The sequence below is a fragment of the Sphingomonas sp. genome, from assembly GCF_965200135.1.
In the GTDB taxonomy this organism is placed as follows: domain Bacteria; phylum Pseudomonadota; class Alphaproteobacteria; order Sphingomonadales; family Sphingomonadaceae; genus Sphingomonas.
The window spans coordinates 372404-399126 of record NZ_CBDATK010000007.1 but is presented as its reverse complement, the minus strand read 5'-3'; the positions used below and the strand labels follow the sequence as shown (position 1 = coordinate 399126).

29 protein-coding genes and 1 pseudogene are annotated in these 26723 nt (G+C 68.3%); 12 read left to right on the top strand and 18 right to left on the bottom strand.

The features are described 5' to 3' along the window. Window position 1: 1 nt before the first annotated feature. The 6 genes from ACOFKS_RS10090 to ACOFKS_RS10065 are packed head-to-tail and all read right to left on the bottom strand — an operon-like array spanning window position 2 to window position 6159. Complete coding sequence (locus tag ACOFKS_RS10090) at window positions 2-967, bottom strand: type II secretion system F family protein (protein WP_419809109.1); 966 nt, start codon at window positions 965-967, stop codon at window positions 2-4. Window positions 968-973: 6 nt separating this feature from the next. Continuing rightward, window positions 974-2260 (bottom strand): P-loop NTPase, encoded by a 1287-nt coding sequence (locus tag ACOFKS_RS10085; RefSeq protein WP_419809108.1) that lies wholly within the window; start codon window positions 2258-2260, stop codon window positions 974-976. A gap of 2 nt (window positions 2261-2262) precedes the next feature. Next, a complete protein-coding gene (locus ACOFKS_RS10080) occupies window positions 2263-2892 on the bottom strand; it encodes a CpaD family pilus assembly protein (protein WP_419809107.1) in 630 nt (209 codons plus the stop codon). Between the two features lie 20 nt (window positions 2893-2912). Beyond that, the gene (locus ACOFKS_RS10075; RefSeq protein ID WP_419809106.1) at window positions 2913-4586 is read right to left on the bottom strand and encodes a type II and III secretion system protein family protein; all 1674 of its coding nucleotides are present in this window, start codon (window positions 4584-4586) and stop codon (window positions 2913-2915) included. A 1-nt stretch (window position 4587) separates the two neighbouring features. Continuing rightward, entirely contained in the window at window positions 4588-5634 is a 1047-nt protein-coding gene (gene cpaB, locus ACOFKS_RS10070; RefSeq protein ID WP_419809105.1) for a Flp pilus assembly protein CpaB, read from the bottom strand. A 51-nt stretch (window positions 5635-5685) separates the two neighbouring features. Beyond that, window positions 5686-6159 carry an A24 family peptidase gene (locus ACOFKS_RS10065; protein WP_419809104.1) on the bottom strand — a complete coding sequence of 158 codons (474 nt, stop codon included), beginning with the start codon at window positions 6157-6159 and terminating at the stop codon, window positions 5686-5688. Window positions 6160-6211: 52 nt separating this feature from the next. On the opposite strand from ACOFKS_RS10065, the gene ACOFKS_RS10060 reads away from it, so the two are divergent. The 3 genes from ACOFKS_RS10060 to ACOFKS_RS10050 are packed head-to-tail and all read left to right on the top strand — an operon-like array spanning window position 6212 to window position 8428. After that, entirely contained in the window at window positions 6212-7141 is a 930-nt protein-coding gene (locus ACOFKS_RS10060) for an alpha/beta fold hydrolase (protein WP_419809103.1), read from the top strand. Continuing rightward, entirely contained in the window at window positions 7138-8229 is a 1092-nt protein-coding gene (locus ACOFKS_RS10055; protein ID WP_419809102.1) for an NAD(P)/FAD-dependent oxidoreductase, read from the top strand. The genes ACOFKS_RS10060 and ACOFKS_RS10055 overlap by 4 nt, the downstream gene beginning before the upstream one ends. A 19-nt stretch (window positions 8230-8248) precedes the next feature. Continuing rightward, the gene (locus ACOFKS_RS10050; protein ID WP_419809101.1) at window positions 8249-8428 is read left to right on the top strand and encodes a YegP family protein; all 180 of its coding nucleotides are present in this window, start codon (window positions 8249-8251) and stop codon (window positions 8426-8428) included. A 39-nt stretch (window positions 8429-8467) separates the two neighbouring features. Here the strand turns inward: ACOFKS_RS10050 and ACOFKS_RS10045 are convergent, their stop codons facing one another. The 3 genes from ACOFKS_RS10045 to ACOFKS_RS10035 are packed head-to-tail and all read right to left on the bottom strand — an operon-like array spanning window position 8468 to window position 10048. After that, window positions 8468-8905 carry a cytidine deaminase gene (locus tag ACOFKS_RS10045; RefSeq protein ID WP_419809100.1) on the bottom strand — a complete coding sequence of 146 codons (438 nt, stop codon included), beginning with the start codon at window positions 8903-8905 and terminating at the stop codon, window positions 8468-8470. Then, window positions 8902-9573: a glycoside hydrolase family 25 protein gene (locus ACOFKS_RS10040; protein WP_419809099.1), complete on the bottom strand. Its 672-nt coding sequence runs from the start codon at window positions 9571-9573 to the stop codon at window positions 8902-8904. The genes ACOFKS_RS10045 and ACOFKS_RS10040 overlap by 4 nt, the downstream gene beginning before the upstream one ends. After that, window positions 9566-10048, bottom strand: a complete 483-nt coding sequence (locus ACOFKS_RS10035) for a UPF0262 family protein (RefSeq protein WP_419809290.1) — start codon at window positions 10046-10048, stop codon at window positions 9566-9568. The genes ACOFKS_RS10040 and ACOFKS_RS10035 overlap by 8 nt, the downstream gene beginning before the upstream one ends. A gap of 172 nt (window positions 10049-10220) precedes the next feature. On the opposite strand from ACOFKS_RS10035, the gene ACOFKS_RS10030 reads away from it, so the two are divergent. The 3 genes from ACOFKS_RS10030 (at window position 10221) to ACOFKS_RS10020 (ending at window position 12776) form a co-directional block, all read left to right on the top strand. Then, entirely contained in the window at window positions 10221-11714 is a 1494-nt protein-coding gene (locus ACOFKS_RS10030; RefSeq protein ID WP_419809098.1) for a replicative DNA helicase, read from the top strand. A 63-nt stretch (window positions 11715-11777) separates the two neighbouring features. Next, the gene (locus ACOFKS_RS10025; protein ID WP_419809097.1) at window positions 11778-12146 is read left to right on the top strand and encodes a hypothetical protein; all 369 of its coding nucleotides are present in this window, start codon (window positions 11778-11780) and stop codon (window positions 12144-12146) included. A 111-nt stretch (window positions 12147-12257) separates the two neighbouring features. Next, complete coding sequence (locus ACOFKS_RS10020; RefSeq protein WP_419809096.1) at window positions 12258-12776, top strand: hypothetical protein; 519 nt, start codon at window positions 12258-12260, stop codon at window positions 12774-12776. Between the two features lie 13 nt (window positions 12777-12789). On the opposite strand, the gene ACOFKS_RS10015 is transcribed toward ACOFKS_RS10020, so the two are convergent. The 9 genes from ACOFKS_RS10015 to ACOFKS_RS09975 form a co-directional block, all read right to left on the bottom strand. Then, window positions 12790-14244, bottom strand: coding sequence for a DUF4403 family protein (locus ACOFKS_RS10015; protein ID WP_419809095.1), 1455 nt, complete (start codon window positions 14242-14244; stop codon window positions 12790-12792). A gap of 22 nt (window positions 14245-14266) precedes the next feature. Then, window positions 14267-14716, bottom strand: a complete 450-nt coding sequence (locus ACOFKS_RS10010; RefSeq protein WP_419809289.1) for a DUF934 domain-containing protein — start codon at window positions 14714-14716, stop codon at window positions 14267-14269. Window positions 14717-14746: 30 nt separating this feature from the next. Beyond that, window positions 14747-16378, bottom strand: coding sequence for a nitrite/sulfite reductase (locus ACOFKS_RS10005; protein ID WP_419809094.1), 1632 nt, complete (start codon window positions 16376-16378; stop codon window positions 14747-14749). Beyond that, window positions 16378-16674, bottom strand: coding sequence for a DUF2849 domain-containing protein (locus ACOFKS_RS10000; RefSeq protein WP_419809093.1), 297 nt, complete (start codon window positions 16672-16674; stop codon window positions 16378-16380). Before ACOFKS_RS10000 ends, ACOFKS_RS10005 begins: the two co-directional genes overlap by 1 nt. After that, on the bottom strand, window positions 16671-17462 hold the full coding sequence (gene cobA, locus ACOFKS_RS09995) for a uroporphyrinogen-III C-methyltransferase (protein WP_419809092.1): 792 nt from the start codon (window positions 17460-17462) through the stop codon (window positions 16671-16673). The genes ACOFKS_RS10000 and cobA overlap by 4 nt, the downstream gene beginning before the upstream one ends. A 75-nt stretch (window positions 17463-17537) precedes the next feature. Further along, the gene (locus ACOFKS_RS09990; protein WP_419809091.1) at window positions 17538-18032 is read right to left on the bottom strand and encodes a hypothetical protein; all 495 of its coding nucleotides are present in this window, start codon (window positions 18030-18032) and stop codon (window positions 17538-17540) included. Further along, entirely contained in the window at window positions 18029-18481 is a 453-nt protein-coding gene (locus ACOFKS_RS09985) for a hypothetical protein (RefSeq protein WP_419809090.1), read from the bottom strand. The genes ACOFKS_RS09990 and ACOFKS_RS09985 overlap by 4 nt, the downstream gene beginning before the upstream one ends. Window positions 18482-18527: 46 nt before the next feature. Next, the gene (gene astD / locus ACOFKS_RS09980) at window positions 18528-19937 is read right to left on the bottom strand and encodes a succinylglutamate-semialdehyde dehydrogenase (RefSeq protein ID WP_419809089.1); all 1410 of its coding nucleotides are present in this window, start codon (window positions 19935-19937) and stop codon (window positions 18528-18530) included. 44 nt (window positions 19938-19981) lie between these two features. Continuing rightward, complete coding sequence (locus ACOFKS_RS09975) at window positions 19982-21340, bottom strand: protein adenylyltransferase SelO family protein (protein WP_419809088.1); 1359 nt, start codon at window positions 21338-21340, stop codon at window positions 19982-19984. Window positions 21341-21374: 34 nt separating this feature from the next. On the opposite strand from ACOFKS_RS09975, the gene ACOFKS_RS09970 reads away from it, so the two are divergent. The 6 genes and pseudogenes from ACOFKS_RS09970 to ACOFKS_RS09945 all read left to right on the top strand — a co-directional run bounded on the left by ACOFKS_RS09970 (window position 21375) and on the right by ACOFKS_RS09945 (window position 26706). Then, a complete protein-coding gene (locus tag ACOFKS_RS09970; RefSeq protein WP_419809087.1) occupies window positions 21375-22259 on the top strand; it encodes an alpha/beta fold hydrolase in 885 nt (294 codons plus the stop codon). Window positions 22260-22274: 15 nt separating this feature from the next. Next, window positions 22275-23030 carry an SDR family oxidoreductase gene (locus ACOFKS_RS09965; protein WP_419809086.1) on the top strand — a complete coding sequence of 252 codons (756 nt, stop codon included), beginning with the start codon at window positions 22275-22277 and terminating at the stop codon, window positions 23028-23030. Between the two features lie 166 nt (window positions 23031-23196). Continuing rightward, window positions 23197-24315: a glycosidase gene (locus tag ACOFKS_RS09960; RefSeq protein ID WP_419809085.1), complete on the top strand. Its 1119-nt coding sequence runs from the start codon at window positions 23197-23199 to the stop codon at window positions 24313-24315. A gap of 47 nt (window positions 24316-24362) precedes the next feature. Continuing rightward, a pseudogene (locus tag ACOFKS_RS09955) lies at window positions 24363-25189 on the top strand (DUF6402 family protein). Window positions 25190-25212: 23 nt separating this feature from the next. After that, window positions 25213-25536 (top strand): hypothetical protein, encoded by a 324-nt coding sequence (locus ACOFKS_RS09950; RefSeq protein WP_419809084.1) that lies wholly within the window; start codon window positions 25213-25215, stop codon window positions 25534-25536. A gap of 30 nt (window positions 25537-25566) precedes the next feature. Continuing rightward, complete coding sequence (locus tag ACOFKS_RS09945; protein ID WP_419809083.1) at window positions 25567-26706, top strand: glycosyltransferase; 1140 nt, start codon at window positions 25567-25569, stop codon at window positions 26704-26706. The last annotated feature ends 17 nt before the right edge of the window (window positions 26707-26723 follow it).

Below are 26723 nucleotides of genomic sequence, written 5' to 3'. Positions count from 1 at the left end.
CTCAGATTTCGAAGTTGACCATCTTGGCCATGATGAAGGCGCCGAGGCTCATCCACACGAGCCCGCCGATGCCGGCGATCATCAGCCGCTGATCGATAAAGAAGTTCTGCATGTATTCGGCGTTGATGAACCAGATCAGCGTGAACACGATGAACGGCAGCGACCCGACGATATAGGCAGACGCCTTCGACTCCGACGACATCGCCTTGATCTTCAGCTTCATTTGGCCGCGCATCCGCAGGACGTTGGCGAGGTTGGCCAGCGTCTCCGCCAGATTGCCGCCGGTCTCGCGCTGGATGGCGATGGTGATGACGAAGAACTGGAACTCGGGCGTGCCGAGCTTGTCGGCGGTATCCTGTAGCGCCGCGTCCATCGAGCGGCCGATCTTCATCCGATCGGACACCGCGCGGAACTCCTCGCCGACCGGGCCGTCGACCTCGGCGCCGACGACCTGCATCGTCTCGGAGATCGGCAGACCCGAGCGCAGGCCGCGCACCAGCAGCTCGATCGCATCGGGGAACTTGGCGGTGAACTTGCCGACCCGCCGACTGATCACCTTGCTCACGAAGAAGTGCGGCAAGCCCAGCCCCATCGCGAGGCCCGCCGGCGCCGCCAGCATCAGCGGCATGCCCTTGAGGCGCAGCAGCAGTGTCAACACGACGAGTAGCCCCGCCGACGCGCCGCCATATTGCCCGACGGTCCAGCTCTTGCCGGTCATCGCCAGCCGCTTCTGCAGCAGCGCGCGATTGGGCAGGATGCGACCGAACGCCAGATCCCAGCTCGTGGCGCGATTGGCGGTGATCCGCCGCATCCGCTCCGCCTGGATCATCGGCATGCTGCCGTGCCGCTCGCGCAGCACGCCCATCCGCCGGGCCTGCGCGCGGGCCGGAGAAGGACCCGCAAAGGCGAGCCACACCAGCAGCACGATCAGCGAGGTGCTGCATGCGAGGAGGATGACAGGCAACATCGGAGGCTACTTCTTCTTGCTCAGGAGTGCCTTCAGGTCGAACTTGCCGAGGAGCGAACCGCCCTTGCCGACGACCTTCTTGCCCTTCTTGTCGTCGGGCGCGGGCGCCGCCTCGTCGGCGGTGGCGAGGAGGAAGTCGGAGAGCGCGACCAGCGGTGCGACGGTCTTGGTGTTCTTGCCGGCTTCCGCGAACGGCTTGCCCAGCTTCGCCGCCTGCGCCGCGAGCTTCTGGTCATAGGGGATCGCATGATCGATCTTGCGCTCGATCGAGCTTTCGAAATCCTTGCGGCCGATCTCCAACTGCCCGCCGGACGCCTGCATCCGGTTGACGACGACCTGCACCACCGTGTTGGGCGCGTTGCTCTTCAGCCACGACAGAATGCGGATCGTGTCGCGCGCCGCCGCCAGCGTCAGGTCGGTGACGACCACCGCCAGCTGCACGTCGCCGACCAGCGACGGATGCTGCACCAGCATGCCGCGCGGCAGGTCGATGACGGTGCATTCGAACGCCGTCCGCATTTCTTCCTGTAGCTGGTAAAAGGCGGCGCCGTCGGTCAGCAGCGGCGAGTTGATCGGCGCCTCGGCCGACAGCACCGCCAGCTTCTCCGACGCCTTGACCATGGCGCGTTCGATGAACAGCCCGTCGATGCGGCTGGGATTCTCGATTGCGTCGGTCAGCCCGCGGCCCGGTTCCAGATCGAGCGCCAGCGCCCCCGTGCCGAAATGAACGTCCAGGTCGAGCAGCGCGGTCGAGCGCCCTTCCTTGGCCGACAGCAGCCAGGCGAGCGAGGTGGCGACCGTCGACGCGCCGACGCCGCCGCGCGTGCCGATCACCGCGATCGAGCAATGCGGCCGTTCGACGCTCGCCTCGGCCAGCTTGGGCGCGTTGATCATCGCCTGCGCCGACGAGAACGCCTCGCGCAGCATATCGGGGTTGAGCGGCTTCAGGAGGTAATCCTGAATGCCGGACGCGACCAGGTCGCGGTACAGCCGGACGTCGTTGACCTGTCCCGACGCGATCACGACCGTGCCGGGTTCGCAAACCTCGGCCAGCCCGTTGATGTCGTTGAGCGGATCGCCAGACTCGGCCAGGTCGACGAACAGCACCTGCGGGCTGGCGGAGACCGACAGGGTCTGGACCGCATTACGCAGGCCGCCCTTGTGGATCTTCTCCACCGACCAGCCGAGTTCCGCGACGACGGGCCGCAGCGACTCCGCGGTGGTGTCGTCGCAGACATAGGCGACGAACGGCTCGCGCGTGCCGGCGCCCGCGGCTTTCCAGGGTGCGTTCATGCTCAGTTACCTCCCGGACTTGCGACCGTGGTGCCGCCGCCGCCGGACGGCGGTGCCTTGCGATAGGCGTCGATCGTCTTCACGGCGCGCCGCGTGTCGTTGGCGCCCGGGCCGGTGCCGTGGACCAGGTCCTCCGGCTGCGCGATCATCGCGGCCAGGCTCGAATTGACGGCGCAACCATAGTTGGACGACGTGTTCTGATTGTAGTCGACACTGGAGTCGCGGCTCCAATCCGGACAACCGGGGACCGTGGCCCGGCTGTGGCTGACGACCACGCGCACCGTTCCCGGCGCGATCGGCGCATTGGTCACGGGATGCTGGTCGGACAGCAGCACGCCGAAGTTGGCGACGCTCTGCGCCACGTCGTCCCGCACGCCGCCGTCGTTCCCAGGATCGTCGATCGAAACCCGGTCGCCATAGCTCAGCCGCAGAGCGGCTAGCCACCCGTTCAGCCGCGCCTGTTCGCCGGCGCCCAGTCGGTTGCCAGCGGTCTGGAGGTCGAGGAGATAGTCCTGGCGGGTAACCACCGGCTGGTGAACCGATTCCACGCCTCGGTTTTCGGTCCCCCCCATGCACCCGCCGAGCAGCAGCGAGGGCGCGACGAAGGACAGGAGCAGCGAACGCTTGAGCATCGGGTGAGTCCTCTGCAGCATCAGTTGGAGAAGCCGGGCACCGGCGTGGCATTGCGCCGGACCGGCGGGGCGCTACGTGCGCCGACCGAGCTCCCGCCCTGCATGGGCATCGGCTCTCGCGGCGCCATCGGCGTCGCCGCGCCGGATGAGGGCGCCATTGTCGGGACCGGTCGGCGCTGACCGCTGACACCCGAGCCGAGTTGGCCCAACAGGATGCGCTGAGCATCGGTGGTAGTCTGCGCGCCGTCGGTCGGCAGCACGATATCGCCGGGATTGTCGACCGGCCGCACGAGATAGGGCGTGATGACGATCATCAGCTCCGTTTCGTTGCGCCGCCATCCATTGGACCGGAACAGCGCGCCGAGGACGGGCACGTCGCCCAGCCCCGGCGTCTTGTCGATCGAGTTCTGGTTGTCGTTCTGAAGCAGTCCCCCGATCACCATGCTCTGGCCGGACCCGAGTTCCAGCGTCGTTTCCGCCCGCCGGGTCGTGATCGCCGGGATCGTGGTGCCGGCGATCTGAACAGCGCCCTGCGCCGACAATTGCGACACCTCGGGCCGGACATGCAAAGCGATGCGACCGTTGGAGAGGACCGTCGCGGTGTAGGCGAGTCCGACACCATAGGATTTATAGTCGACCGAGACAGCGCCCAATCCCTGGCTGACGGGGATCGGGATCTCGCCGCCGGCGAGAAAGGTGCAGGTCTCGCCCGACAGGCAGGTAAGGTTGGGGTTTGCGAGCGTGGTGACCTGGTTGATTGTTTCGCCGAGATCGAGTGCGCCGAGGATGTCCAGCCCCAGCAATCTGGTCAGACCGCCGATGGTGGTGCGCTGGGTGCCCGGTGTGATCGTGGTGCCGGGGCGCTGAACGATCAGACCGGTGATGGGGTCGCGCGTGAACCCCTGGACGGCTTGGCCGACACCCAGCGGCAGGTTGGGGTCCGTCGTGTAGGTGCTCGCGGGCGACCGACCGCTGCCGATTCCGAACTTGAAGCCTCCCGACCCGTCGATCGTCGTCAGGTTCGCGCCGACGTTCTTGACGAAGCTGCGGCTCACTTCCGCGATCCGGACCTGCAGGTTGACCTGCAACGGCGTCGCGGTCTTCAGTCGGCTGACGACGGTGATCGGCAGGGCGGTGGTGCTCGCCGGGTCCGCGCCCGGATTAAGCATGGAGGTCACCAGGCGCTGGGCCTCCGCGGCATCTTCCGGCGTGCCGACGGTGCCGACCAGCACCGCGATGCGGCCGGCGGTGACGACGCGGATGTTCGCTTCGGGCATCGCCAGCTTCAGCATCGCGTCGACCGAGTTGATGTTCGGGCTGACGCGGACGCTGGTGGCGTAGATCACGGCGCCGTTGGCGCTGGTCGCGAAGATCGTCGTCTCGCCCAGCCCCTTGCCGAACAGATTGATCTGGCGGGAATTGGTGATGTAGACGTCGGCGGCGTCGGGGTTGGATACCCAGATGTCAGCGACGGGCGAGGGGAGCGTGATGAGCTCGCCCTGGCCGACCGAGAGCAGCACCTCGGTGGTGGGCCGCTGCACGCCGGGGGGCTGCTGCGCCAGGTGACGGCTGACCGAGGGCCGGCTGGCGGGCCGAGCCTTGCGCGGGGCACCGGCGGAGGCCGCCGGGCCGGCGATCAGCGCCACCGCCGCAGAGGCGACGAGCAGGCGGTGGATGGAACGAGGCTTGAGCATCTTAGCGAGACCCCCCGACCGGAACGGCCGTCATGGAATTGCCGCGTGCGACCCGCACGATGGGACCGGTGGGCGCAGGACCCCCACCCGGGAAGCTGGAGCCCGTGCCGGGCGTCGGCGCACCGGCCGGGGCACCGCTGGGTGCGACCGGCGTCTTGCCGGGCACGGTGCGGCGCTGGTAGCGGGACACGTCGGCACCGGTGGCGAAGCTGGGGTTGCCGCTGGCGGGCTGCGTCGCGAGCTGGACCATCATGGCGTGCTCGGCCTTGGGATCGGCGCCATCGGGCACATGGATCGAGCCGGACGCGATCGCCTGTTCCAATTCGGTCGAATTGTCGGCCAGCGAGCGCAGCGACAGCGACAGCGACCCCAGCGTCTGGGCGACGGCGATCTGCTCCGCGATCTTAGGCGTCGCCTCGACGGTGACGGAGGTGAAGGTCTTGACCACTGTCTTGCCGTCCTCGCCGACGACGTTGTCGGTCCGCTGGTCGGTGGCGAGCACGCGCATGTTCCGCACGATCGTCTCGGATACCTTGAGCGGCGGACCATCGCCGCCGCCCGGCACCGCCTGGGTCAGGACGAGATCGATCCGGTCGCCCGGAAAGACGAAGCCGGCGACGGCCGCCTGTGCCTGCACCGGCACGGTGACCGCGCGCATGCCCGGTCCGAGTGCGGCGGCGAGGAAGCCTCGGTCGCCCGGCTTGACCAGCGCACCCTGTGTCAGCGGTTGGCCGGCGGTGATCGCGGTGCGGACCACCGTGCCTTGCAGCGCCTGGATGTTGGTGCCGGTCCGCAGGAAATAGGCGTTATCGACCAGTTCCTTGGGCCATGGCTTGAACGCCAGCGCCGTGGCGTCGATGATCGTGCCGACCGGCAGCGCCTTGGTGGCGACGAGCACTTCCGGTCCGTCGACGGGCGCGGCGACGGGCATACCCATCGCGACGGCCTGCGGCGAGCCGCTGCCCATCAGCAGCGTGCGGGCGAAGAAAGCGGTCAGCGCGGCGACGATCAATGCGCCGACCAGCAATACGACCTTGCGACTATCCATGCTTCACTCGCGCCTTTCCGGGGATGGCATCGGTTGATGTGCGGTTAAGCATCACGCCAAATGGTTAAGGATCGGTTCGCGCAGGCTGAGCAGCCCGGCAAAGGCGATCGCGACGCCGTAGGGGATCTCCAGCGCGCCGGTCTTTCGGCGTAGCCGCCGCTCGATCATCATCACGACCGTCACCGCACCGCCGGCGATCGACATCACCAGCAGCAGCGTCACCAGCGGTCCGATCGGCAGCCACAGCGCCAGTGCGCCGATCAGCTTGACGTCGCCGCCGCCCATCTGGCCGAGCGCGAACGCGCCGACGAACAGCAGGAACACGACGCCCGCGAGCAACAGCTGCAACGGCACGTCGGGCCAGGGCGCATAGCCCTGTGCCCACCACCAGGCGGGCGCGAGCGCCGCGACCGCGAGGTTCGTCCAGTTGCTGATGGTCCGTCGATGCGCGTCCTCGATGCCCGCCGCCAGCAGCAGCAGCACCAGCGTGCCGAGCAGCACGAGCGGCAAGACGGTATTCCCCATCAGGCTGGGTCTAGACGTGCACCCTTGCGAAAACGTAACCGGCGCGGGCACCATGACCCACGTCGCGCCCCTCCCGACCGAACTGCCCGCCGGCACGCGGCTGTCGCGCTGGCACGCGGGGGACGGGTGGGATCACCGCCGCTTCGATTCGGGCGACGGTCGGCGAGGGCGCGTTCTGATCCTGGGCGGGCGTGCCGACGTGATCGAGAAATATGCTGATGTGGTCGGGCACCTCAACGCGCGTGGCTGGGGCGTGACGTCGTTCGAGTGGCGCGGGCAGGGTGGCTCGGGGCGGCTGGTCGCGGGCGATGTCGGTCATGTCGAACGGTTCGATGGGTGGGAGGACGATCTCGCCGCGTTCTGGACGATGTGGCGCGATGAAGGTGCGGGGCCGCTGGTGATCCTGGCGCATTCGATGGGCGCACACATCGTACTGCGCGCACTGGCGGCCGGGCGGATTTCGCCGGACGCGGTCGTGCTGAATGCGCCGATGGTGCAGGTCCGTTCGCCGCTGGGGCAGGTGGTCGGCGGCCGGGTGGCGCGGTGGATGTGTGCGACGGGCGCGGCGAAGCGGGCGGCGTGGCGGCTGTCGGACGAGCCGGCGGCGGTCAACCGCCGGCTGCGTCGGTTGACGGTGGACAGCAGTCGCGGGCAGGACGTGCGCTGGTGGGAGGCGGACGCCAGCCTGCGGCTGGGTGCGCCGAGCTGGGGATGGCTCGCCGAGGCGTTCCGATCGGGCGCGGCGTTGCGCGCCGACCCCCGGCTGGACGCGGTGCCGGTGCCGGTGCTGTTCCTGGTGCCCGAACACGACCGGCTGGTCGATGCGCGCGCGGCGCTGGCGGTGGCCGCGCGGATGCCGGCGGCGGAGGTGGTCCGCTTCGGCGCGGAGGCGGGGCATGAGGTGCTGCGCGAAGGACTGGCGGTGCGCGAACGGGCGTTCGACGCGATCGACCGCTTTCTCGATCGAAAGGCTTTAGGGTGAGCAGGTACGATTTCGCCATCGTCGGCGCGGGCATCGTCGGCGCGACGCTCGCCGCCGAGGTCGCGCCGCATGCGTCGGTGCTGTTGCTGGAGGCGGAGGACCAGCCGGGGTATCATTCGACTGGGCGCTCGGCGGCGTTCTGGTCGGAGACATATGGCGGACCGGGCATCCAGCCGCTGACGGCGGCGTCGACCGAGGCGTTCCGGGCGGGCGGGTTCCTGCAACCGCTCGGTTCCCTCCATATCGGGCGCGCTGAGGACGAAGGCGCGATCGATGCGTTCATCGCAGCGTTCGCGGACACGTCGGTGGTGCTGGAGCGGGTCGATCCCGCGCGCTTCGTGCCAGGGCTGCGGCCCGATTGGGTGCATGGCGTGTTCGAGCCGAGCTGTGCCTACATCGATGTTGGTGGGCTGCACGCGGCGGCGCTGAAGGCGGCGAAGCAGGCGGGTGCGGTGCTGGCCACGCGGGCGGGGCTGGAGCGGGCCGAGCGGCGCGGCGACGGCTGGCGACTGACGACCGGCGCGGGCGAGTTCACGGCGGGCGTGCTGGTGAACGCGGCGGGCGCGTGGGCCGATCCGGTGGCGACGCTGGCGGGCGTGGCGCCGCTCGGTATCCAGCCCTATCGCCGCACGGTCGTGCAGCTCCGCACCGAACCCGCTCCGCCGGAAGGGATGCCGCACATCGCCGACATCGCCGGACGCTTCTATTTCAAGCCCGAAGCCGGCGGCCGGCTATGGCTGTCGCCGCACGACGAGACGCCGGTGGACCCGCACGACACGGCGCCCGAAGAGCTGGACGTCGCGATCGCGATCGATCGGTTCGAGGGCGTGGTCGACTGGCGCGTCGCGGCGCTGGAGCGGCGCTGGGCGGGGCTGCGCTCGTTCGCGCCGGACCGGCTGCCGGTCTATGGCTACGACCCGGACGTGCCCTCGTTTTTCTGGGCGGCGGGGCAGGGCGGCTTCGGCATCCAGACCGCACCGGCCGCGGCGCAGCTGGCGGCGGCGCTGTTGCTGGGACGCGGCGAGATGCCGGCGGGAGTCGAGGCTGCACGCTATGCGCCAAAGCGATTTAGTGGTAACCCAAGTTAATCCAAGAGGAGAGGCGATCATGGCGCACAAGTTCACGATCAAGAAGAACAAGGCCGGCGAGTACGTCGCCCGCTTCGTCTACAACAGCGAGACGATCTTCTGGACGGAAGGCTATTCGTCCAAGGCGAGCGCCCGCAACGCGATCGCCTCCGTGCTCAATAACGGGCCGGGCGCGGCCATCGACGAAACCGACGAATAACCCAACCGCGGCCGACGCGACGCAGATGCGCGGCCGACGTCAGACGGCCCCGAACCCCAGGTCGGCAGGTCCGAAGGCGTGGGGTAAGAGGGCCGAAAGGCGATGTTCGGCCAAGGCGTCGCCGGTCAGGCCGGCGCAATAGATCGGCAGGTCCCGCCCGCCGAGCTGCGCCGCTTCATTGAGTACCTGACGGCACCGCCCGCACGGGCTGACGGGGGTCTCGCCACCCCCGTCCATCGGCCCGCCGACTACGCCGATCGCGACCACGTCGGCGAGGCGACCCTGAGATGCGGTCGTGGCGATCGCCACCGTCTCGGCGCAGAGCGACAGGCCGTAGCTGGCGTTCTCGACATTGGCGCCGGTGACGACGCTGCCGTCGGTCAGCAGCACCGCCGCGCCGACGGCGAAGCGCGAATACGGTGCGTGGGCGTGACGCGCGGCGGCACGGGCGGCGGCGATCAGTTCCTCCGGTGTCACGGCGCCACCACGTCCCAGTTCACCGCACCCTCCACGCCGTCGATCCTTCGCATGTCGCTCGCCCGCCACAGCCGCCAGGGCCGCGCCGCATAGCCGGGGCGGAAGAAATTGCCCTGGAGCCATAGCGGCCGGACGAGCGCGGTCGAGAAGCCGTAGCGACGCTCGACGGCACGCGACAGGCGCAGCAGCACGGGCTTGCCGGTATGCGTCTCCACCCGCGTCACGAACGTGCGGAGCGCGTTCGTCGCGGCCGGGCCGGGCGCGGGCGGATCGCAGCCGTCGCGATCGTCGATATCGACGGTGGCGGGGAGTGCATCGGCGGTACGCGGCACGACCGCGTTGAAGGCGTCCGCCTGCGCCGCGCCGTCCTCGCACAGTGAATAGAGGTGGACCGCGCCGCGCCGCAGTCCCGCGTCGGGCAAAGCCTGCCAGTTCGCCTCGAAACCGGGGTCGCGCCCACGCGCGCCGCTGGTGGCGACGAGATAGGCGAAGTCGGCGCCGGCGGCGCGGACGCTGCCCCACTCGACGGCGGGTGGCTGCTCGCCGAGGTCGATGCCCTGCAGGGGGTAGGTAGCGGGCGAGGGACGCCAGTGGACCGCCGCCGCATGGCCGCCGATCGCCAGCCCGACCGCGAGCACGGCCCCGACCGCGAGCCGCCAGTCAGCCACGGATGTGGAGCACGCAGATCAGCGTGAACAACCGACGCGCGGTGTCGAAGTCGACCTCGATCTTGCCCGCCAGCCGCTCCTGGAGCAGCTCCGCCGCCTCGTTGTGGATCGCGCGTCGGGCCATGTCGACCGTCTCGATCTGTTGCGGCGTGGAGGCGCGGATCGCCTGGTAATAGCTGTCGCAGATCGCGAAATAATCGCGGATCGGCCGGCGGAAGCGGCCCATGGCGAGGATCAGCACCTCCAGCGGGGTGTCGTCCGCGCGCTTGATCTGGACCGCCAGGCGGCCTTCCTCCACCGACAGCGCGATCCGGTAGGGCCCGGCATAGCCGTCGGGATGCTCGCGTTGCGGCGCGAAGCTGTTGCCCTCGATCAGGTCGAAGATCGCTATCCGCCGCTCCTGTTCGACATCGGCCGAGCGCCACAGGATGGTGCGGTCGTCCAGCTGGACGTCGATGATGCGCGGGTCGGGCACCGTCTTGCGATAAAGCGCTTCCATGCTCCCGTCACCCCGGCCTTGAGCCGGGGTCCCGCTGCCCGGCAAGAGCGCAAGAAGAAGCGGGATCCCGGCTCAAGGCCGGGATGACGGGAAGATATCCACGGGTTACTCGTTTGAGCGGATCGGCTCAGCAGGTAAGAACAGGCCCATGGCCACGCTCGCATTCCCCACCCCCGCGCCGCAGCCCGAGCCGCAGCTGCTGCCGCGCAACGTCGAGGCGGAGGCGGCGATGCTGGGCGCGATGATGATCGACAACCGGCTGGCCGACGACCTGCTCGACCGGCTTGACCCGGCGCATTTCTACGAGCCGCTGCACGGCCGGGTGTTCGCCGCGATCCGCACGCTGCGGTCGAACGACATGCTGGCGACCCCCGTCACGCTGCGTCCGATGTTCGAGGCGGACCAGGGGATGAAAGAGCTGGGCGGGCCGGCCTATCTGGCGGGGCTGACCGGATCGGGCGCCGGGCTGATCGGTGCGCGCCAGTTCGCGACGCAGATCTACGATCTCGCGATGCTGCGCGCACTGGTGACCGTCGGCCGGACGCTGGTCGACCGGGCGATCGACACCAGCGAAGAGGTCAACCCGCGCGCGCAGATCGAGCTGGCCGAGGAGGAGCTGTACAAGGTCGCCGGCGACGGTGGCGCCGAGTCCAGCGTCAAGACCTTCGCGCAGGCGACGACGATGGCGGTCAAGATGGCCGAGCGCGCGTTGCAGTCGGGCGGCAACCTGTCGGGCGTCACCACCGGGCTCGATTCGCTGAACGGCAAGATCGGCGGCATGCATCATTCCGATCTGATGATCCTCGCCGGGCGACCGGGCATGGGCAAGACCTCGCTCGCCACCAACATCGCGTTCAACGCGGCGCAGCGCTGGATGCGCGACATGCGCGACGGCATCGCGCCCGCCGACTCGGTGGGCGCGAAAGTCGCGTTCTTCTCGTTAGAAATGAGCGCCGATCAGCTGGCGACGCGCATCCTGTCCGAACAGTCGGGGATCAGCTCCGAGGCGCTGCGGATGGGCAAGATCAGCAAAGCGGACTTCAGCCGCCTGGCGACCGCGGCGGCGGAGCTGGAGAACCTGCCGCTGTTCATCGACGACACCGGCGGGCTGTCGATCTCCGCGCTGCATACCCGCGTGCGGCGACTACAACGGCGGCACAACAACGAGATCGGGCTGGTGGTGGTCGACTATCTCCAGCTGCTGACTGGCTCGGGCAAGCAGTCGGACGGCAACCGCGTGCAGGAGATTTCCGAAATCTCGCGCGGGCTGAAGACGCTGGCCAAGGACCTGAACGTACCGGTGCTGGCGCTGTCGCAGCTGTCGCGCGCGGTCGAGCAGCGCGAGGACAAGCGGCCGATGCTGTCGGACCTGCGCGAATCGGGCTCGATCGAGCAGGACGCGGATATGGTCTGGTTCGTCTATCGCGAGGACTATTACGTCGCGGCCAAGGAGCCGAAGCGGCCGAGCGAGGGTGACGATTCACGTACCTTCGACGATCACGCGAAATGGGCGGCGGATATGGAGCGGGTCTATGGTCTGGCCGAGCTGATCGTCGCCAAGCAACGCCATGGCGCGACGGGCAAGGTGACGATGAAGTTCGATCCGACGGTGACGAAGTTCAGCGATTACGCGGGCTATTAGCGCTGCCGTTCGGCGACGGTTCAGGTCAGGGCGCTCAGCCTTGCACCTCGTTCTGGAGGACTCATGCCGAGATTGATCTTGCTGGTGGCGGTGTGGCCGGGCGTGGTGGCCGCACAGATCGCAGGTCCGCCGAATATCCCGCAAGGCCGGGCGCCTCAGAGCTACCGGATCGAGGTCGATCGCGGACCGTCGGATATCCGTGAGCGCATTCGAGACGGGCGCCGTTCGGGACAGCTCAGCCGGACCGATGCTCGGCAAGCGCGGCGCGAGGCGGGGCAGATCGACACGCTAAGCGAGCGGTATGGTGCGGGCGGTCTGTCCGATGCCGAGGCACGCGAGTTGCAGACTCGTGCTCTGGTCCTACAGGACCAGGTGGATAGTCGGCGAACGCAGGGATTCGGGCAGGGCAGCACGCGTCGGCGCGGACGATAGGCTTTCGCCTACCACCTCTCGCCGAGAACGCGGCGATGGTCGACCCTGAAGGCAAGGTGGCTGTCGGCGTCGCCGCCGCCTCGATGGTGGCACCGCCGGGAGTAACGAACGATGGGCACCGCACCCACGGCCATTGCGGTCAGCACCGGCGCCGCCGTCACCATCGGTGCAGCCGCAGCGCTGACATTCTCCACAGCGTCCAGTGCCCCGGCGGCGATCACAAATTCTCGACGCAATCTATGTATCGCGGGCGAGCAGCCGCTGTTCGCCTGCCCGATCGGACGCAAGCTGGTGTCGGTGTGCGGCGACGGCCGGGGGGCCACCTATAGGTTCGGCGTGCCGGGCCGGGTCGAGCTATCGTCCAACCGGCTGACCACCGCCCACGCGATGTATTCCGGTGGCGGCGAGCGGCAGGTCTCGTTCGCCAACAACGGCTTTTCCTATATCGTGTTCGACCGGGCGGTTCGGCAGATGTCGGGCGGCGAGTTGGGTGGAACCGGGTTCAGCGCGGGACTGCTCGTGCGCAGGGGCGAACGAACGGTGTCGGAGGCGCGCTGCTTGGGCGATGCCACCATGAGTTCGGACGTGGAGAAGTTGCTGCCGGCGGGCCCGCTCGTCTACCACAATTAAGGGGCAGCGCCGGTTAGTGTGGTCGGTAGGCGATCGTCGCCGCGCCGCTCGCGCGGACGGGCAAGAACAGGCCTTGGCCAGTGACCGCCAGCGTGCCGGTCTCCACCTGCGTCACGCGCGCCGACAACAGGAATGCGCCCTCCTGACGTGACGCGATCGCGTCCTTCGCCTTGCCCAGCACGCGGGTGTAGTCGGGGGCGAAATCGTGGCGCAGGCCCTGCGCGATCGAGTCGCGCACGCTGCCGTCGCCGAAATATTGGATCAGCAGGTTGGCGATGCCGTTGTCGGTATCCGCCGCGAGCTGCACGTCGCGGGCCTCGATCAGCTGCGAATTGGGGCGATTGAACGGCAACGCGGTCAGCCAGACCCGACCGGTGGTGTTGAGCGACGAGTGATCGCGCGACGTCACCTTGGCCTCGACGCCGACCGCGAGCCGACCGTTCTGCGTCGCGTAGATGGTGACTGCCCCGATCTGTGCGTCGACCAGTCCGACGCCGGACAGGTTGATGCCCCTAGTCGCGCGCTTGAGCAGGGCGCGGCGCACGACGGGTTCGAGCTGGTGGAAGTCGGCGAGGACGGGGACGAAGAAGCGCAGGCCGCGCTCAGGCGGGATCGGTGACGGCGGTGGCAGCGCCGTCGCTGGCGGATCGGCTGGGCGCGGCCCGACGAAAGTCTCGGTCAGTGCCTCCGCCGCCAGCGTCAGCTGGAGCGTGCGACCCTGGACGCGGTAGCCGCCGAAGCCGAGCCGGCGCGGCGTCACCCGCATCCAGGCGGGCGGGTTGTCACGATTGAGGCTGAGCACCGTGAAGCCCTGCCGCCACACCGCCGCCAGCCGGTCGCGCAGCCGCAGCGTCGCCAGCTTGCTCGGCAACGTCCGTTCCAGCTGCGCGACGATCGGCTGGAGGCGCTGATCGGCCTTGTCGGTGAACTTGATCCGTTGGCCGAGGAAATCGATGCCGGGTTCCTGCCGCCAGTCGTAATCGATCGTGACGCGCGCCGTCGGTTGCCAGTTGCCGGTGATCGAGAGCCGTGCGTTGGCGTGGACGATCGCCGCGCCGGTCGCGGTCTTCGACGCTAGGCCACCGACCTTGTCGGCCTTGATCGTCGCGGTGACCGGGATGGTGATGAGCAGCCGGTCGCCACGCCCGGACAGCCGCAGCCGCCCGCGCGTGACCTGGCCGACCACCTGACAGCCCAGCGTCGGCAGCACCTTCACCCTGGCGATGCCGAGGTTGATCCGCTGCGCGGGCACGCAGCGATCTATGTGCTGGTTGATCGCCCACAGCCGGCGCGGGATCTCGCGATCGAGCGCCGCCTCCAGCTCACCCAACGGGGCGGCGAGCGGCACCACCAGCGTGGAGCTTTCGGCGGGTAGGTCGGCGGGGCTGTCGACGCGCGGCGGCGCAGGCACGACGACCGCTCGGTTACAACCGGCGAGAAGCAGGGCGAGCAGCAGAGCGCGGCGCATCGTCTGCCTGATACACGTCCGATCAGCCGCCGTAACGCAGTTTCCACACCGGCACGGCATCGTCGGCGGCCGTTTGATAATGCTCTTGGTAGCGGCCGAGCGCACGTTCCAGCGTCGCGGAGTCGATCGGTGCCTCGGGCGCGAAACTGTCGAACCCGCAGCGGCGCATGAAGGGCAGCTGGTCGACCAGCACGTCGCCGGCCGCGCGCAGCTCACCGGTATAGCCCGCCTCGCGCAGGATGCGCCCGGCGGAATAGCCGCGCCCGTCGCGGAAGCTGGGGAAGCTGACCTCCACCAGCGCGAGTTGCTCCAGATGCGGGACCAGCGCGCGGGCATCGTCGCCGGCCTCCAGCCGGACCGCGTTGGCGTTGGTCTGGCCGTCGAGGAAAGCGTCCAGCGTGACGGCGGGCTCCTGATGCTCGACGTCGTCGCGGAAGCGGAGCGGTGCGTCGCCGCCGCCGGACTGGGTCATCGTGCTGCGATCGGGATCGGTCATGCGGGCTCAGCCATAGATCGCCGCCTTGAACGGCTCCATGCCGACGCGGCGGTAGGTGTCGAGGAAGCGCTCGCCCTCGCTGCGCTCGACGAGATAGCGGTCGGTGACGCGCTCGATCGCGTCGACGATACCATCCTCGTCGAAGCCGGGGCCGGTGATCTTGCCGAGCGAGACGTCTTCCGCGCCCGAGCCGCCGAGCAGCAGCTGGTAGTTCTCCGTCCCCTTCCGGTCGACGCCGAGGATGCCGATGTGGCCGGCATGGTGGTGACCGCAGGCGTTGATGCAGCCGCTGATCTTGAGCTTCAGTTCGCCCAGATCGCGCTGCCGCTCGGGCGAGGCGAAGCGGGTCGCGATCTTCTGCGCGATCGGGATCGAGCGGGCGTTCGCCAGTGAGCAGTAATCGAGGCCGGGGCAGGCGATGATGTCGGTGATGAGGTCGAGGTTCGCTTCGGCCAGCTCGGCGTCGCGCAGCGCCGACCACACCGCATGAAGGTCGGCGGCGCGGACGTGCGGCAGGACGATGTTCTGTGCGTGCGTGACGCGCAGCTCGTCGAAGCTGTAGCGCTCGGCGAGGTCGGCCATCAGGTCGATCTGATCCGCCGAAGCGTCACCGGGAATACCGCCGATGGGTTTAAGGCTGATGTTGACGATCGCGTAGCCCGGCTGTTGATGCGCGATCGTGTTCTGGTCGAGCCAGACCGCGAAGTCGGGGTCGGAACGGTCCGGCGTGGCGGGCGCGGCGGTGTCGAAGGCAGGCGCGCCGAACATGGCGGTGATCCGCGCCAGCTCGGCGGCGGGCGGGTCGATGCCGAGCTGCTTGACGGCGGCGAACTCGTCTTCGACCTGACGGCGGTATTCCTCCGCGCCGAGCTCGTGGATTAGGATCTTGATCCGCGCCTTGTAGATGTTGTCGCGGCGACCGTAGCGATTGTAGACGCGCAGGCACGCCTCCAGATAGCTCATCAGGTCGTCGGCGGTGACGAAATCCCTGATCTCCGGCGCGATCATCGGGGTGCGGCCCATGCCGCCGCCGACGAAGACGCGCGCGCCGAGCACACCTTCGCGCTTTACCAGTTGCAGCCCGATATCGTGGAGCCGCATCGCCGCGCGATCTTCGTCGGACGCGATCACCGCGATCTTGAACTTGCGCGGCAGGTAGCTGAACTCGGGATGGAAGGTCGACCATTGCCGGATCAGCTCCGCCCACGGGCGCGGATCGGCGACCTCGTCGGCGGAGGCGCCGGCGAACTGGTCGGACGAGATGTTGCGGATGCAGTTGCCGCTGGTCTGGATGGCATGCATCTCGACCGTCGCCAGGTCGGCGAGGATGTCGGGCGCGTCCTCCAGCTTGATCCAATTGTACTGGATATTCTGGCGCGTCGTGAAATGCCCGTAGCCGCGATCGTACTTCCGCGCGATGTGGCCGAGCATCCGCATCTGCCGAGAATCCAGCGTGCCATAAGGCACCGCGACGCGCAGCATGTAGGCGTGGAGCTGGAGATAGAGGCCGTTCATCAGCCGGAGCGGCTTGAACTGGTCCTCGGTCAGCTGTCCGGCAAGGCGACGCGCCACCTGATCGCGGAACTCGTCGACGCGGGCGTCGACGATCGACTGGTCGTATTCGTCGTATCTGTACATCAGATCACCCAGCTTCCGGCGGTGGGATCGCTCGGCTTGAGCGTCAGGTCGAGGCGCACGGTGGGGCCGAGCGCGCGGATGCGGTCCTTGATGTGCGCCGGACGGGGGCCGTCCGGGGTTCCGGTCGCGTCGATCACGTACGGCCCGGTGACGCGGCGCGCACCCTCCTCGGCCTGGGCGATCGGGTCGCCCTCGGCGCCGACGTCACCGGCGTCCTCGACATGGCGCGACCAGCCCGTACCGGTCCACCAGATCACGTCGCCGCTGGGCAGGTCGTTGCCGGTCAGGAGTTTCATACCGCCACCGCCTCCGCCGCGCGTGCCCAGCGGGCGAGCTTGTCCTGTGCGTCCGACAGCTCGACGACCTCGCCGACGACGATCACCGCCGGGCTGCACACCGCCTCGCGCTCGACCATCGGGCCGAGATCGGCGAGCAGCGTTCGAAGCGCGCGCGAGCCGGGGCAGGTGCCGCGTTCCAGCACCGCCACGGGCATGTCGGGGGCGACCCCGTCGGCCATCAGCTTGTCGGCGATCGCCGATGCGGTCGCGACGCCCATGTAGATGACGAGCGTGCGGCCCTGACCGGCGAGACCGGACCAGTCCTGTTCGCTCAATCCCTTGCACTGGCCGGCGACGAACGAGACGGCGGAGCTGTGATCGCGATGCGTGAGCGGCAGCATCGCCTCCGCCGCCGCCCCGAGCGCGGCGGAGATGCCGGGCACGACCTCCACCGGCAGGCCGGCGGCGCGCACCGCCTCCACCTCCTCGCCGCCGCGTCCGAAGATGAACGGGTCGCCGCCCTTCAGCCGCACCACGATCGCGCCCGTCTTCACATGCGCGACGATCAGCGCGTTGATCGCCTCCTGGGGCAGCGTGTGGCGCGCGCGCTGCTTGGCGACCGAGATGCGCTGCGCCTCCGGACGGGCGAGGTCGAGCACGCGCGGATCGATCAGCCCGTCGTGGACGACGATATCGGCGCTCGCCAGCGCCTTCACCGCGCGCACCGTCAGCAGTTCCGGGTCGCCCGGACCCGCGCCGACCAGGACGACGCGCCCGCGCGCGGTGGGATCGAGAAGGCTGACCATGTGGGTAGCGATGCGCGCCCTATCGCCTCGGCGCAACAACAGCCGTGCTTCGCGACGCGGTAGAGGAAATTGTGATCAGCTCACCACGGCCGTGAACCGCCTGCCTGTCCGCAAGGCGCGGGCGATGCCCAGTCGACGCTGAAGCCGTGTGCGTACCGGCCCATTGTGGGGAACGCCCATGTCCATGACGCGACCGCGATCGTTCAAGTAGCGGAACCACTCCTGCTCTCCGCCGCAATCATTCGCGTAGCCGGGGTCAACGGCACAGGCATAGCCAAGCACGACGTAACTTGCTCCGGTCACGCCCTTCACGCAGCCCCAGTTGGCCAGAAAACGATTTCGGACCTGGCGCTCCTCTACATCCACGATGCGCGTGGGTTCCAGGGGAACACTCCTGCGTGTCTTGGCGACGGTGACGCTGAGCGACTGCGTCGCGGGCGCGAGCGGTGCCTGGTCGCCAGCCCAACGCCGACTTTCCGCGATGAACGTCCCCGCGCCGCACGCCAGCGTGGCAGTCTGAGGCGCGCGGAGGTTCGCATCCGCCATCGCCAGCAGGATCAATGCGATCATGTCTTGAGTGTACCCCCGTAACGGACGAACGCCGCCTCGGCGATCGCCATGGTCATCCGGCTCTGCGACCCACCCGGTAGCGAGACCCACTCCCGCACCAGCTTGCCGCAGGCTCCCCTTACGTCTCCGGCGCAAACGAAGTCACGCGCGCCGCGCGTGCCGATCTTCCAAAAAGCGAAGCGGTCCTGCGACGCAGGCGTGAAATCGGTCATGATGCCGCGGCTATGCGCGTCATTGTAGGTGGCGATGAGGATCTGGTACGCACCCGCGGCCGTTGATGTCTTTCCCCATCGTGTCTGAGGACTGTTTGGGTGTGTTTGGTACCCCACGAACCTCTTGCCGCCATAGAGCGAGTCGTACCAATTGTCGCTCTCTACCGGGTAATGCTCCGCATAGCGGATCAGTTTCAAGAACGCCTTCACGTTCGGATCGTCGACACCACAAGTCATGGTCGCGCCCTCCCTTTCCGCCGCAACGCGCGACTGGGTCGGGAGTTCACGCGTCGCGCAGCCCGATGCCGATGCTGGCGCGCGCCGCGTCCGCCTCGTTGCTGACGACCGGATAGGCGCAATAGTCGGCGGCGTAATAAGCGGACGGGCGGTGATTGCCCGACCAGCCGACGCCGCCGAACGGCGCGTTGGAGGGCGCACCGTTGGTCGGGCGGTTCCAGTTGACCACACCCGCACGAACCCCGGACCAGAAGCGGTCGAACAGCGACGGCGTCTGGCTGATGAGCGACGCGGCGAGGCCGTAGCGGGTGCGATTCGCCTCCGCGATCGCCTCGTCGAACTCGTGAGCGCGGACGACTTGCAAGATGGGGCCGAACAGCTCGATGTCCGGCCGTTCCGCGACCTCGGTCACGTCGATCAGCGCGGGCGACAGGAACGGCTGGTCGGGATCGGTGCGCTCCAGGTGACGGATCGGGCGGCCGCCGCGGGTCAGCAGGGCGACGAACGCCTCCTGCAACTGGTCGGCGGCGGCATTGTCGATCACCGGGCCCATGAACGGGAACGGGCTGTCGTGCGGCGCGCCGACGATCAGCCGACCGGCGAGCGCGGTGAGTTCGGCCATCAGCCCGTCGTACAGGGAGTCCTGGACGATCAATCGCCGCGCGGCGGTGCAGCGCTGGCCGGCGGAGAGGAACGCCGATTGTGCGACGATCGTCGCGGCAGTCGAAACGTCGGGTGTGTCCCAGACGACGATCGGGTTGTTGCCGCCCATCTCCAGCGCCAGGATCTTTTCGGGTGTGCCCGCGAACTGGCGGTTGAGCGCGAGCCCGGTACGCGCCGAGCCGGTGAAGAGCAACCCGTCGATGCCTGCGTGTCCCGCCAGCGCCTTACCCGTTGCCGGTCCACCCGTCACCAGCCGGATACAGGCCTCGGGCACCCCGCCGGCACGGTAGCAGTCGACCAGGAACGCACCGGTGGCGGGCGTCTTCTCCGATGGCTTGAAGATCACCGCATTGCCCGCGATCAACGCGGGCACGATGTGACCGTTGGGGAGGTGCGCGGGAAAATTATACGGCCCCAGCACCGCCAATACGCCGTGCGGCTTGTGCCGGACGGCGACACGGGCGCCCATCGGCGAGTCGTGGCGACGTTGGGCGCTTCGCTCGGCGTAGGCGGTGACGGATATGTCGACCTTGCCGATGACGGACTCGACCTCGGTCTTGGCTTCCCACAACGGCTTGCCGGTCTCGCGCGCGATCAGGTCGGCGAAGTCGTCGGCGCGGGCGCGGACGATGTTGGCGAAGCGGCGCAGCGTCTCGATGCGGAAGGCGAGCGGTCGCGAGGCCCAGGTCGCCCAGCCGGCGCGTGCGGCGGCGACCTCCGCGTCGACGTCGGACTCCTCGCCCTCCCAGAGCAGCGCCCCGGTGGCGGGTTCGTGGGATTGGAGGAGCGGCATGGCGGACCTATCGCTTGACAAGTGTTACAGGGCAAGCGGCTCGGTCATCGTAGCGCGTCTCCCATCGCCCTGATCGCCGCGACCTTGGCGTGGAGGGCGGACCAGTCGTCATCCGCCGCGATCCGCGACCAGATCGCTTCGACTTCGTCGATCAACATCGCGCAGGGTTCGCCGAGCCAATAGGCGTCGTCGCGAGGCTTGCGCGATGCATAACCGTCGAGCGCGGCGCGTAGGTCCGCCCATTCGTCACCGTAGTGTGCGGGCAGCGTGCCGCCGAATGCGTCGAAGAAGAAGCGGTCGAGCGGAGCCGCCGTCGTCCGCAAGGTGCGTTCGACGGCGCGGGCGAGTTCGCGGTCGCTCGCCTCGTCGCGCGCCGTCACGCCGAGCCGCCACAGGATCGCCTCGGTCAGCGCCGCCTGGAACGCGGGACCGAAGCCGTCGAGTGCCGCGATCAGCGGCTCGCTGTCGACCAGCAGGCGGAGCGACGCCGCGAGCTGCGACACGTCCCAGCCGATCGCTTCCGGCTGGCGGCCAAAGGCGTACAGGCCCTGCTGGTCGAAATAGGCGGCGGTAAAGCCTGGGTCCCAGGTCGGCGCGAACCGCCACGGGCCATAGTCGAAGCTTTCGCCCGTCACGTTGATGTTGTCGGAATTGAGCACGCCATGCACGAACCCCGCCGCCATGTAGCGCGCCGCCAGCGTGGCGGTGCGGCCGACGACGAGGTGGAGCAGGCGGATAGGGTCGTCGCCGTCCTCGCCGTAGAGCTGCCGCAGGACGTAGCCGACGAGACGGCGCATGTTCGCCTCGTCGCGCTCGAAGGCGAGACGTTGAAACGTGCCGATGCGGATGTGACCGTGGCTGAGACGAACCAGCACGGCAGCGCGGGTGGGGGAGGGCTCGTCGCCGCGATCCAGCGCCTCGCCCGTCTCGATCAGCGACAGGGTGCGGCTGGTCGGCACGTTGAGCGCCTCCAGCATCTCGGTCGCCAGGATCTCGCGAACGCCGCCCTTCAGCGTCAGCCGCCCGTCGCCGAAGCGGCTGTAGGGCGTCTGGCCCGACCCCTTGGTGCCGAGGTCCATCAGGCGCCCCGATCGATCGTGCAGTTGCGCGAAGGTGAAGCCGCGGCCGTCGCCGATATCGGGGTTATAGTTGCGGAACTGATGGCCGTGATAGCGTAGCGCGAGCGGCTGCGGCAGCGTGTTCGGCAGCGGCGCGAACCGGCCGAAATGGGCGATCCACTCGGCATCGTCCAACCCGTCGAGACCGACCTGCGCGGCGGCGCGATCGTTGCGGAAGCGCAGGCGGGTCTCGGGGAAGTCGGCGGCCGCGACCGGGTCCCAGAAGGCGGAGCCGAGGCCCAGCAACGCGGTAGACGGGCGGTAAGCTTGCGGGGGCGGCGGCATCCGGCGATATGGGGGAAGGGAGACGCACGGCGCAATGGCTTCGGCATATCAGGACCGTTTCGTCACCGCTGCCGACGGCGTGCGCCTTCACGCGCGCGACTATCCCGGCGACCCGGCGCGGCCGGCGCGGCCGGCGCTGGTCTGCCTGCCCGGCCTGACGCGTAATGCGCGCGACTATGCGGCGCTGGCGGAGCGATGCGCGGGCGCGTGGCGCGTGGTCGGCGTCGACTTTCGCGGCCGGGGCGAGAGCGGGCGGGCGGAGGACTGGTCGAGCTATGCGCCCGCCACCTATGCCGAGGATACCCGCGTGCTGCTCGCGGCGCTGGAGATCGACCGGTTCGTCGCGATCGGCACCTCGCTGGGCGGGATCATCACCTTGATGCTGGCGGCGGACGAGCCGGCACGGTTGGCGGGTGCGGTACTCAACGACATCGGGCCGACGATCGAGGCGACGGGAATGCAGCGCATCCGCGGCTATGTCGGCCGACCGTCGAGCCACCCGACCTGGCTCCACGCGGCGCGCGCGGTGCAGGACGGCAATCGCGACGTCTATCCCGACTGGGAACTCGACGACTGGATCGCGATGGCGAAGCGGGCTTATCGGCTGACCGACAAGGGCAAGGTCGTGCTCGACTACGACCTGCGGATCGCCGAGCCGTTCAAGGTGACGGGCGAGGAAGCGCCGCTGGATCTGTGGGCGGCGCTGGACGCGCTGGCGGCAGTGCCGGTGCTGCTGGTGCGGGGCGAACGGTCCGACGTGCTGGCGCCGGCGACGGCGGCCGCGATGGTGACGCGGCTGCGGCAGGCGGAGCTGGTGACCGTGCCTCGCGTCGGACACGCGCCCACGCTTCAGGAGCCGGTGGCGATCGCAGGCATCGACCGGCTGCTGGCGCGCGTCGGGGAACCGGCGCGCGTCTGAGGCGCTACGCGGGGCATGACCGATCCCGCCAGCGAGGCCCATACCGCCGTCAAGCCGCTCAAGGGCCGTCGCGCCCTCATCACCGGCGGCACCACCGGCATCGGCCGCGCGATTGCGGTGCTGCTGGCGAGCGAAGGCGCGCGGGTCTTCGTCTGCGGTCGCGACCCGGCGCATCTCGCCGACGCACTCGCCCATATCCGCGAGGTCGGCGAGGGCGACGGCGTCGCGATCGACCTGGCGGAGGCGGACAATGTCGGCGCGTTCGTGACGCAGGGTTGCGGGTGGCTAGGCGGGCTCGACATCGCGGTCGCCAACGCGGCGGTCGGCGCGGAGGGGCTGGGCGACACCGACGAGGCGGCGTTGCGCCGGGCGATCGCGACCGACTTCACCGCCTATCTGCTGTTCGCGCACGCCGCGCTGCCGAGGCTGGGCGGGAAGGGCGATATCGTACTAACCGGCTCCATGAGCGCGCATGTGCTCGGGCCGGGCTCTACCGTCTATGCCGGGATGAAATACGGCATCCAGGGTTTCGCCGAGGCGCTGCGGCGCGAGCAGGGGCCCAAGGGCGTTAGGGTGACGCTGGTCGAGCCGGGGCTCACGGGCTCGGACATGATCGAGAAAAGCGACGACGAGAAGCGCGAGGCGATCGTCAAGGAGGAGATGCTGCGCGCCGAGGATATCGCGGTCGGCGTCCATTATGCGCTGACCCAGCCGAACCGGGTGGTGGTGCAGCAACTGACGATCGCGCCGCGCGGAGTGGGCTCCGAATGACGCCTTCCGTCATTCCCCCGAAAACGGGGACCCATCGCCGGCCTTCTGTCGCCACGCCAGCGCTGCGAATGCTCGACGGGTGGGAGTTCGGTCTTCGCTTCCGCGGGGCTGACGAGGAACAGCGTCACGGAGGAAAGTTCGCGGGCCGTAACCAATGGTGTTTGGCATGACCGCCTCTTCCCTCGACCACCTGATCTTCACGCCCGACGACGTCGACCTTGCGCGCTCGCCGCTGGCCGGAAGGATCGACGCCGAAACCTATGTGCTCGGCGCGTTCAATCCCGGCATGACGCGGCTGCCCAATGGGAACCTGCTGCTGATGGTCCGCATCGCCGAAGCGCTGAGGCAGCCGAAGCATGACGGGCATGTACATTCGGTGCGGTGGGATCAGGGTGCCTACCACCTCGATGCCTGGCCGCTGTCGCTGGTCGACACGTCCGATCCGCGCGCGTTCACCATGGCGGGGGGTGGCTGGAAAGCGCAGGCGCTGACCAGCCTGTCATGGCTGCTGCCGGTCGAGCTCGATCCGGAGGGTCGCCGCATCGAGCAGGTCCATTACGACCGCGCGATCGCCCCCGCCGCCTCCTATCAATGCTATGGCATCGAGGACGCGCGGATCAGCCGGGTAGGCGAGCGCTGGCTGATGACCACCTGCTCGGTCAGCCCGGAGCGGCAGTGCACGACGCTCTATACCAGCGACGACGCCCGCGACTGGCGGCTGGAGGGAATCGTCCTGGATCACCAGAACAAGGACATGCTGATCTTCAACGGGCTGATCGGCGGCGAATATTGGGCGCAGACGCGGCCGCTGGGCGACGGCTGGTTCGCCTATCCGCCCGACAGCGTGTGGCGCGCGGGGCCGTCGATCAATCTGGCGCGCTCGCCCGACGCGCTGCACTGGAAGCCGCACGACCGTCCCGGCCTGCGTCCTCACGCGCGCACCGTCTCGACCGCGCGGATGGGCGGCGGCGCGCCGCCGGTGCTGACCGATGGGGGGTGGTTGTCGCTGTGGCACGGCGTCGAGCCGTCGGGCGCGGTGGGCATCTATCGCACCTACTGGTCGCTACTCGACCGCGACGCGCCCGACACGGTGGTCGCGACCGCGCACCCGCCACTGATCGAGCCCGCGCCGCACCTGACCGAAAGGCTGAAGCACCAGATGTACGTCGACGACGTCGTCTTCACGACGGGGCTGGTCGATGGGGGGGATCACTGGATCGTGGCGAGCGGTGAGGCGGACATTGCCTGCCGGGTGACTTGGCTAGACAAGACAGAAGTTGGTTAGGTATTTGCGATGCGGGCCTCTCCGGCACCGTGAGGCGATCGCGACCAATGTCTTTCTGGATTAGAGATATCCCGGCCGTGATGCGTGGTCGCGGCTGGCGCGTCGGGGCGGACTGTATGGAGCGCTGGTTTCGAACCCCTGCCCGAGAGATGTCGCGTTTGGAGAAGATCGGCAGTGTTGACTATCGGATTCTACCTGCCAGCGCCTTGGAGCTTCGCCTAGTAACGATGGATTGGGCGCTGAGCTTCCCTCGCGTGTTTTCCACTGCCTATCGGCTCCACGGGAGTGGATCACGCAGGCATCGGCCAATGTCCTGCGCGGTAGGATAGCGACGTGGCAGGCGGCGCACGGTGTAAGGAAGAGCGAATTTCGCTTTGGGGACCTCTCCGCGCCGACTCCTGTCGTAAATGCTACCTGTCAGGCGAATAGCCGCAGCGTTGGATCGCCATTTGATCCATTTGACGATTTCTATGCCGCTTTGGGACGTGCAACGATGCATCTTGCAGTCGCTGGCACATACCACACGAGTCTACGCGGGAGGGCTACCTTGGTGGTCGATCAGATGGGTGTCTACCTGCGGGACAGTTATGATTTCACCGGGGATCAGGGCTTGGGCTTTTGGAACAAGGGTGGTGTGACGACTTATGCCAGCAACACTCTCGACATTCCCATCGAGCGTCCAGCCGCTGGGAACGATGCAAACTGGACGATCGGCATCGGCTCGTTAAGCGTGAACAGGCCACGGTATTTCAGCGTCAGCAACGGCTCGTTTGACCAATACCGTAACGCGACCAAACACGGGGGGGATTTCACGATTTTTAGCGACGTTCACCGGCTAGCGATGCTTCCACAGAACGTTGAGATTTATTTGTGAGGTCGAAGAGCCGCTGGATCGGCGTGATCGTTGCGCTTGCCTTTGCCATCACCACCTCGGGACTAGTAGTATATAGTTGCGGCGGCTGGAATTATTCACACTCTTCGGTATCGCCGGATGGCAAGTATCGTGTCGATCTTTATACCGCCAATCGTTGGCAGTGGATGACGCATATCCTGTCCTACGAGGAGCCCGGCTTTGCCAGGCTCTCCCGAACCAGTGACAATCGCATGATCGATACGTCAGGTGTGATCACCCTAATGGACAGTAATGTGACATGGCTGCCCGATGTCGTGGTGGTGGGCACGCAAACGCGGCATAAGTTGCCGGAAGGTAGATGGGAGTAGCGGAGGCTTGCGCGTCTGCTAAATCGCGTCATGCCCGCGCCGGTCCGCATCCTCCACCTCCACTCGTCGTTCGATCTCGGCGGCAAGGAAGCGCGCGCGGTGCGGCTAATGACGGCGTGGGGTGATCGGGCGCGGCATGTGATCGTGTCCGGCGTGTCCGATGCGCTCGGCGCGCGCGATGCGATCCCGGCGGGGGTCGCATACGAAATCGCGCAGGACCCGCCGCCGTTGACCGGCAAGCCTTCCGTCGCGCGCTACGAGGCGATCGCTAAGTATATGCGGCGCTTCGACCTGGTGCTGACGTATAATTGGGGTGCGATCGACGGAGTGATGGCGCGGCGAGCGTTTCCCAAGGGGATGCCGCCGGTGGTGCATCACGAGGACGGGTTCAACGCCGACGAGGCGGGCGGGCTGAAGGTGCAGCGCAACGTCTATCGCCGCATCGCAATGGCGGCGGCGGACGCGCTGGCGGTGCCGTCGCGGACGCTGGAGCGGATCGCGCTGGAGATCTGGAAACAGCCGCGCGCGCGCGTCCACCGCATCGTCAACGGCATCGACACCGCCGCCTATGCACGGCCCTGCGCGCCCGATGCGATTCCGGGATTGGTCAAGCGCGACGACGAGGTGGTGATCGGTGCGCTGGCGGGGCTGCGGACGGTCAAGGACCTGCCGATGCTGGTGCGCGCGGTCGGCGGGCTGGCGTCGCGCGTGCGGCTGGTGATCGTCGGCGACGGACCGGAACGCGCGCGGATCGAGGGCGCGGCGTTCGCGATGGGGCTATCCGACCGGCTGGTGATGCCTGGCTTCCTGCCGGCGCCGCACCGCTATGTCGGGCTGTTCGACCTGCTCGCCTCCTCCTCGTTGTCGGAGCAGTTCCCGATCTCGGTGGTCGAGGCGATGGCGGCGGGGCTGCCGATCGCGGGCACGAGCGTCGGCGACGTGCCGGCGATGGTCGCGCCCGAGAACGCGGGCTATCTGATCCCCGCGCACAACGAGGTCTTCCTGCGCGACGCGCTGGACACGCTGGTCCGCGAACCAGCGCTCCGGCGGTATATCGGCGACGCGAACCGACGCCGCGCGACGGCCGAGTATGACGAGACGCTGATGATCGCGCGTTATCGGGCGTTGTACGAGACGGCGCTCGGTCGCCCCGGTGCGCTGAGCGGCTGATCTAGGTTTCTCTCGCG

Excerpts from the sequence above, each read along its gene's own strand:
- ACOFKS_RS09985 (WP_419809090.1), bottom strand. The coding sequence starts at position 18,481 with ATGACTTGTGGTGTCGACGATCCGAACGTGAAGGCGTTCTTGAAACTG.
- cpaB (WP_419809105.1), bottom strand. The coding sequence starts at position 5,634 with ATGGATAGTCGCAAGGTCGTATTGCTGGTCGGCGCATTGATCGTCGCC.
- cobA (WP_419809092.1), bottom strand. The coding sequence starts at position 17,462 with ATGGTCAGCCTTCTCGATCCCACCGCGCGCGGGCGCGTCGTCCTGGTC.
- astD (WP_419809089.1), bottom strand. The coding sequence starts at position 19,937 with ATGCCGCTCCTCCAATCCCACGAACCCGCCACCGGGGCGCTGCTCTGG.
- ACOFKS_RS09990 (WP_419809091.1), bottom strand. The coding sequence starts at position 18,032 with ATGATCGCATTGATCCTGCTGGCGATGGCGGATGCGAACCTCCGCGCG.
- ACOFKS_RS10005 (WP_419809094.1), bottom strand. The coding sequence starts at position 16,378 with ATGTACAGATACGACGAATACGACCAGTCGATCGTCGACGCCCGCGTC.
- ACOFKS_RS10020 (WP_419809096.1), top strand. The coding sequence starts at position 12,258 with ATGGGCACCGCACCCACGGCCATTGCGGTCAGCACCGGCGCCGCCGTC.
- ACOFKS_RS10050 (WP_419809101.1), top strand. The coding sequence starts at position 8,249 with ATGGCGCACAAGTTCACGATCAAGAAGAACAAGGCCGGCGAGTACGTC.
- ACOFKS_RS10010 (WP_419809289.1), bottom strand. The coding sequence starts at position 14,716 with ATGACCCAGTCCGGCGGCGGCGACGCACCGCTCCGCTTCCGCGACGAC.
- ACOFKS_RS10075 (WP_419809106.1), bottom strand. The coding sequence starts at position 4,586 with ATGCTCAAGCCTCGTTCCATCCACCGCCTGCTCGTCGCCTCTGCGGCG.
- ACOFKS_RS10080 (WP_419809107.1), bottom strand. The coding sequence starts at position 2,892 with ATGCTCAAGCGTTCGCTGCTCCTGTCCTTCGTCGCGCCCTCGCTGCTG.
- ACOFKS_RS09960 (WP_419809085.1), top strand. The coding sequence starts at position 23,197 with ATGACCGCCTCTTCCCTCGACCACCTGATCTTCACGCCCGACGACGTC.
- ACOFKS_RS10015 (WP_419809095.1), bottom strand. The coding sequence starts at position 14,244 with ATGCGCCGCGCTCTGCTGCTCGCCCTGCTTCTCGCCGGTTGTAACCGA.
- ACOFKS_RS09975 (WP_419809088.1), bottom strand. The coding sequence starts at position 21,340 with ATGCCGCCGCCCCCGCAAGCTTACCGCCCGTCTACCGCGTTGCTGGGC.
- ACOFKS_RS09970 (WP_419809087.1), top strand. The coding sequence starts at position 21,375 with ATGGCTTCGGCATATCAGGACCGTTTCGTCACCGCTGCCGACGGCGTG.
- ACOFKS_RS09965 (WP_419809086.1), top strand. The coding sequence starts at position 22,275 with ATGACCGATCCCGCCAGCGAGGCCCATACCGCCGTCAAGCCGCTCAAG.
- ACOFKS_RS09945 (WP_419809083.1), top strand. The coding sequence starts at position 25,567 with ATGCCCGCGCCGGTCCGCATCCTCCACCTCCACTCGTCGTTCGATCTC.
- ACOFKS_RS10060 (WP_419809103.1), top strand. The coding sequence starts at position 6,212 with ATGACCCACGTCGCGCCCCTCCCGACCGAACTGCCCGCCGGCACGCGG.
- ACOFKS_RS10065 (WP_419809104.1), bottom strand. The coding sequence starts at position 6,159 with ATGGGGAATACCGTCTTGCCGCTCGTGCTGCTCGGCACGCTGGTGCTG.
- ACOFKS_RS10085 (WP_419809108.1), bottom strand. The coding sequence starts at position 2,260 with ATGAACGCACCCTGGAAAGCCGCGGGCGCCGGCACGCGCGAGCCGTTC.
- ACOFKS_RS10025 (WP_419809097.1), top strand. The coding sequence starts at position 11,778 with ATGCCGAGATTGATCTTGCTGGTGGCGGTGTGGCCGGGCGTGGTGGCC.
- ACOFKS_RS10000 (WP_419809093.1), bottom strand. The coding sequence starts at position 16,674 with ATGAAACTCCTGACCGGCAACGACCTGCCCAGCGGCGACGTGATCTGG.
- ACOFKS_RS10090 (WP_419809109.1), bottom strand. The coding sequence starts at position 967 with ATGTTGCCTGTCATCCTCCTCGCATGCAGCACCTCGCTGATCGTGCTG.
- ACOFKS_RS10030 (WP_419809098.1), top strand. The coding sequence starts at position 10,221 with ATGGCCACGCTCGCATTCCCCACCCCCGCGCCGCAGCCCGAGCCGCAG.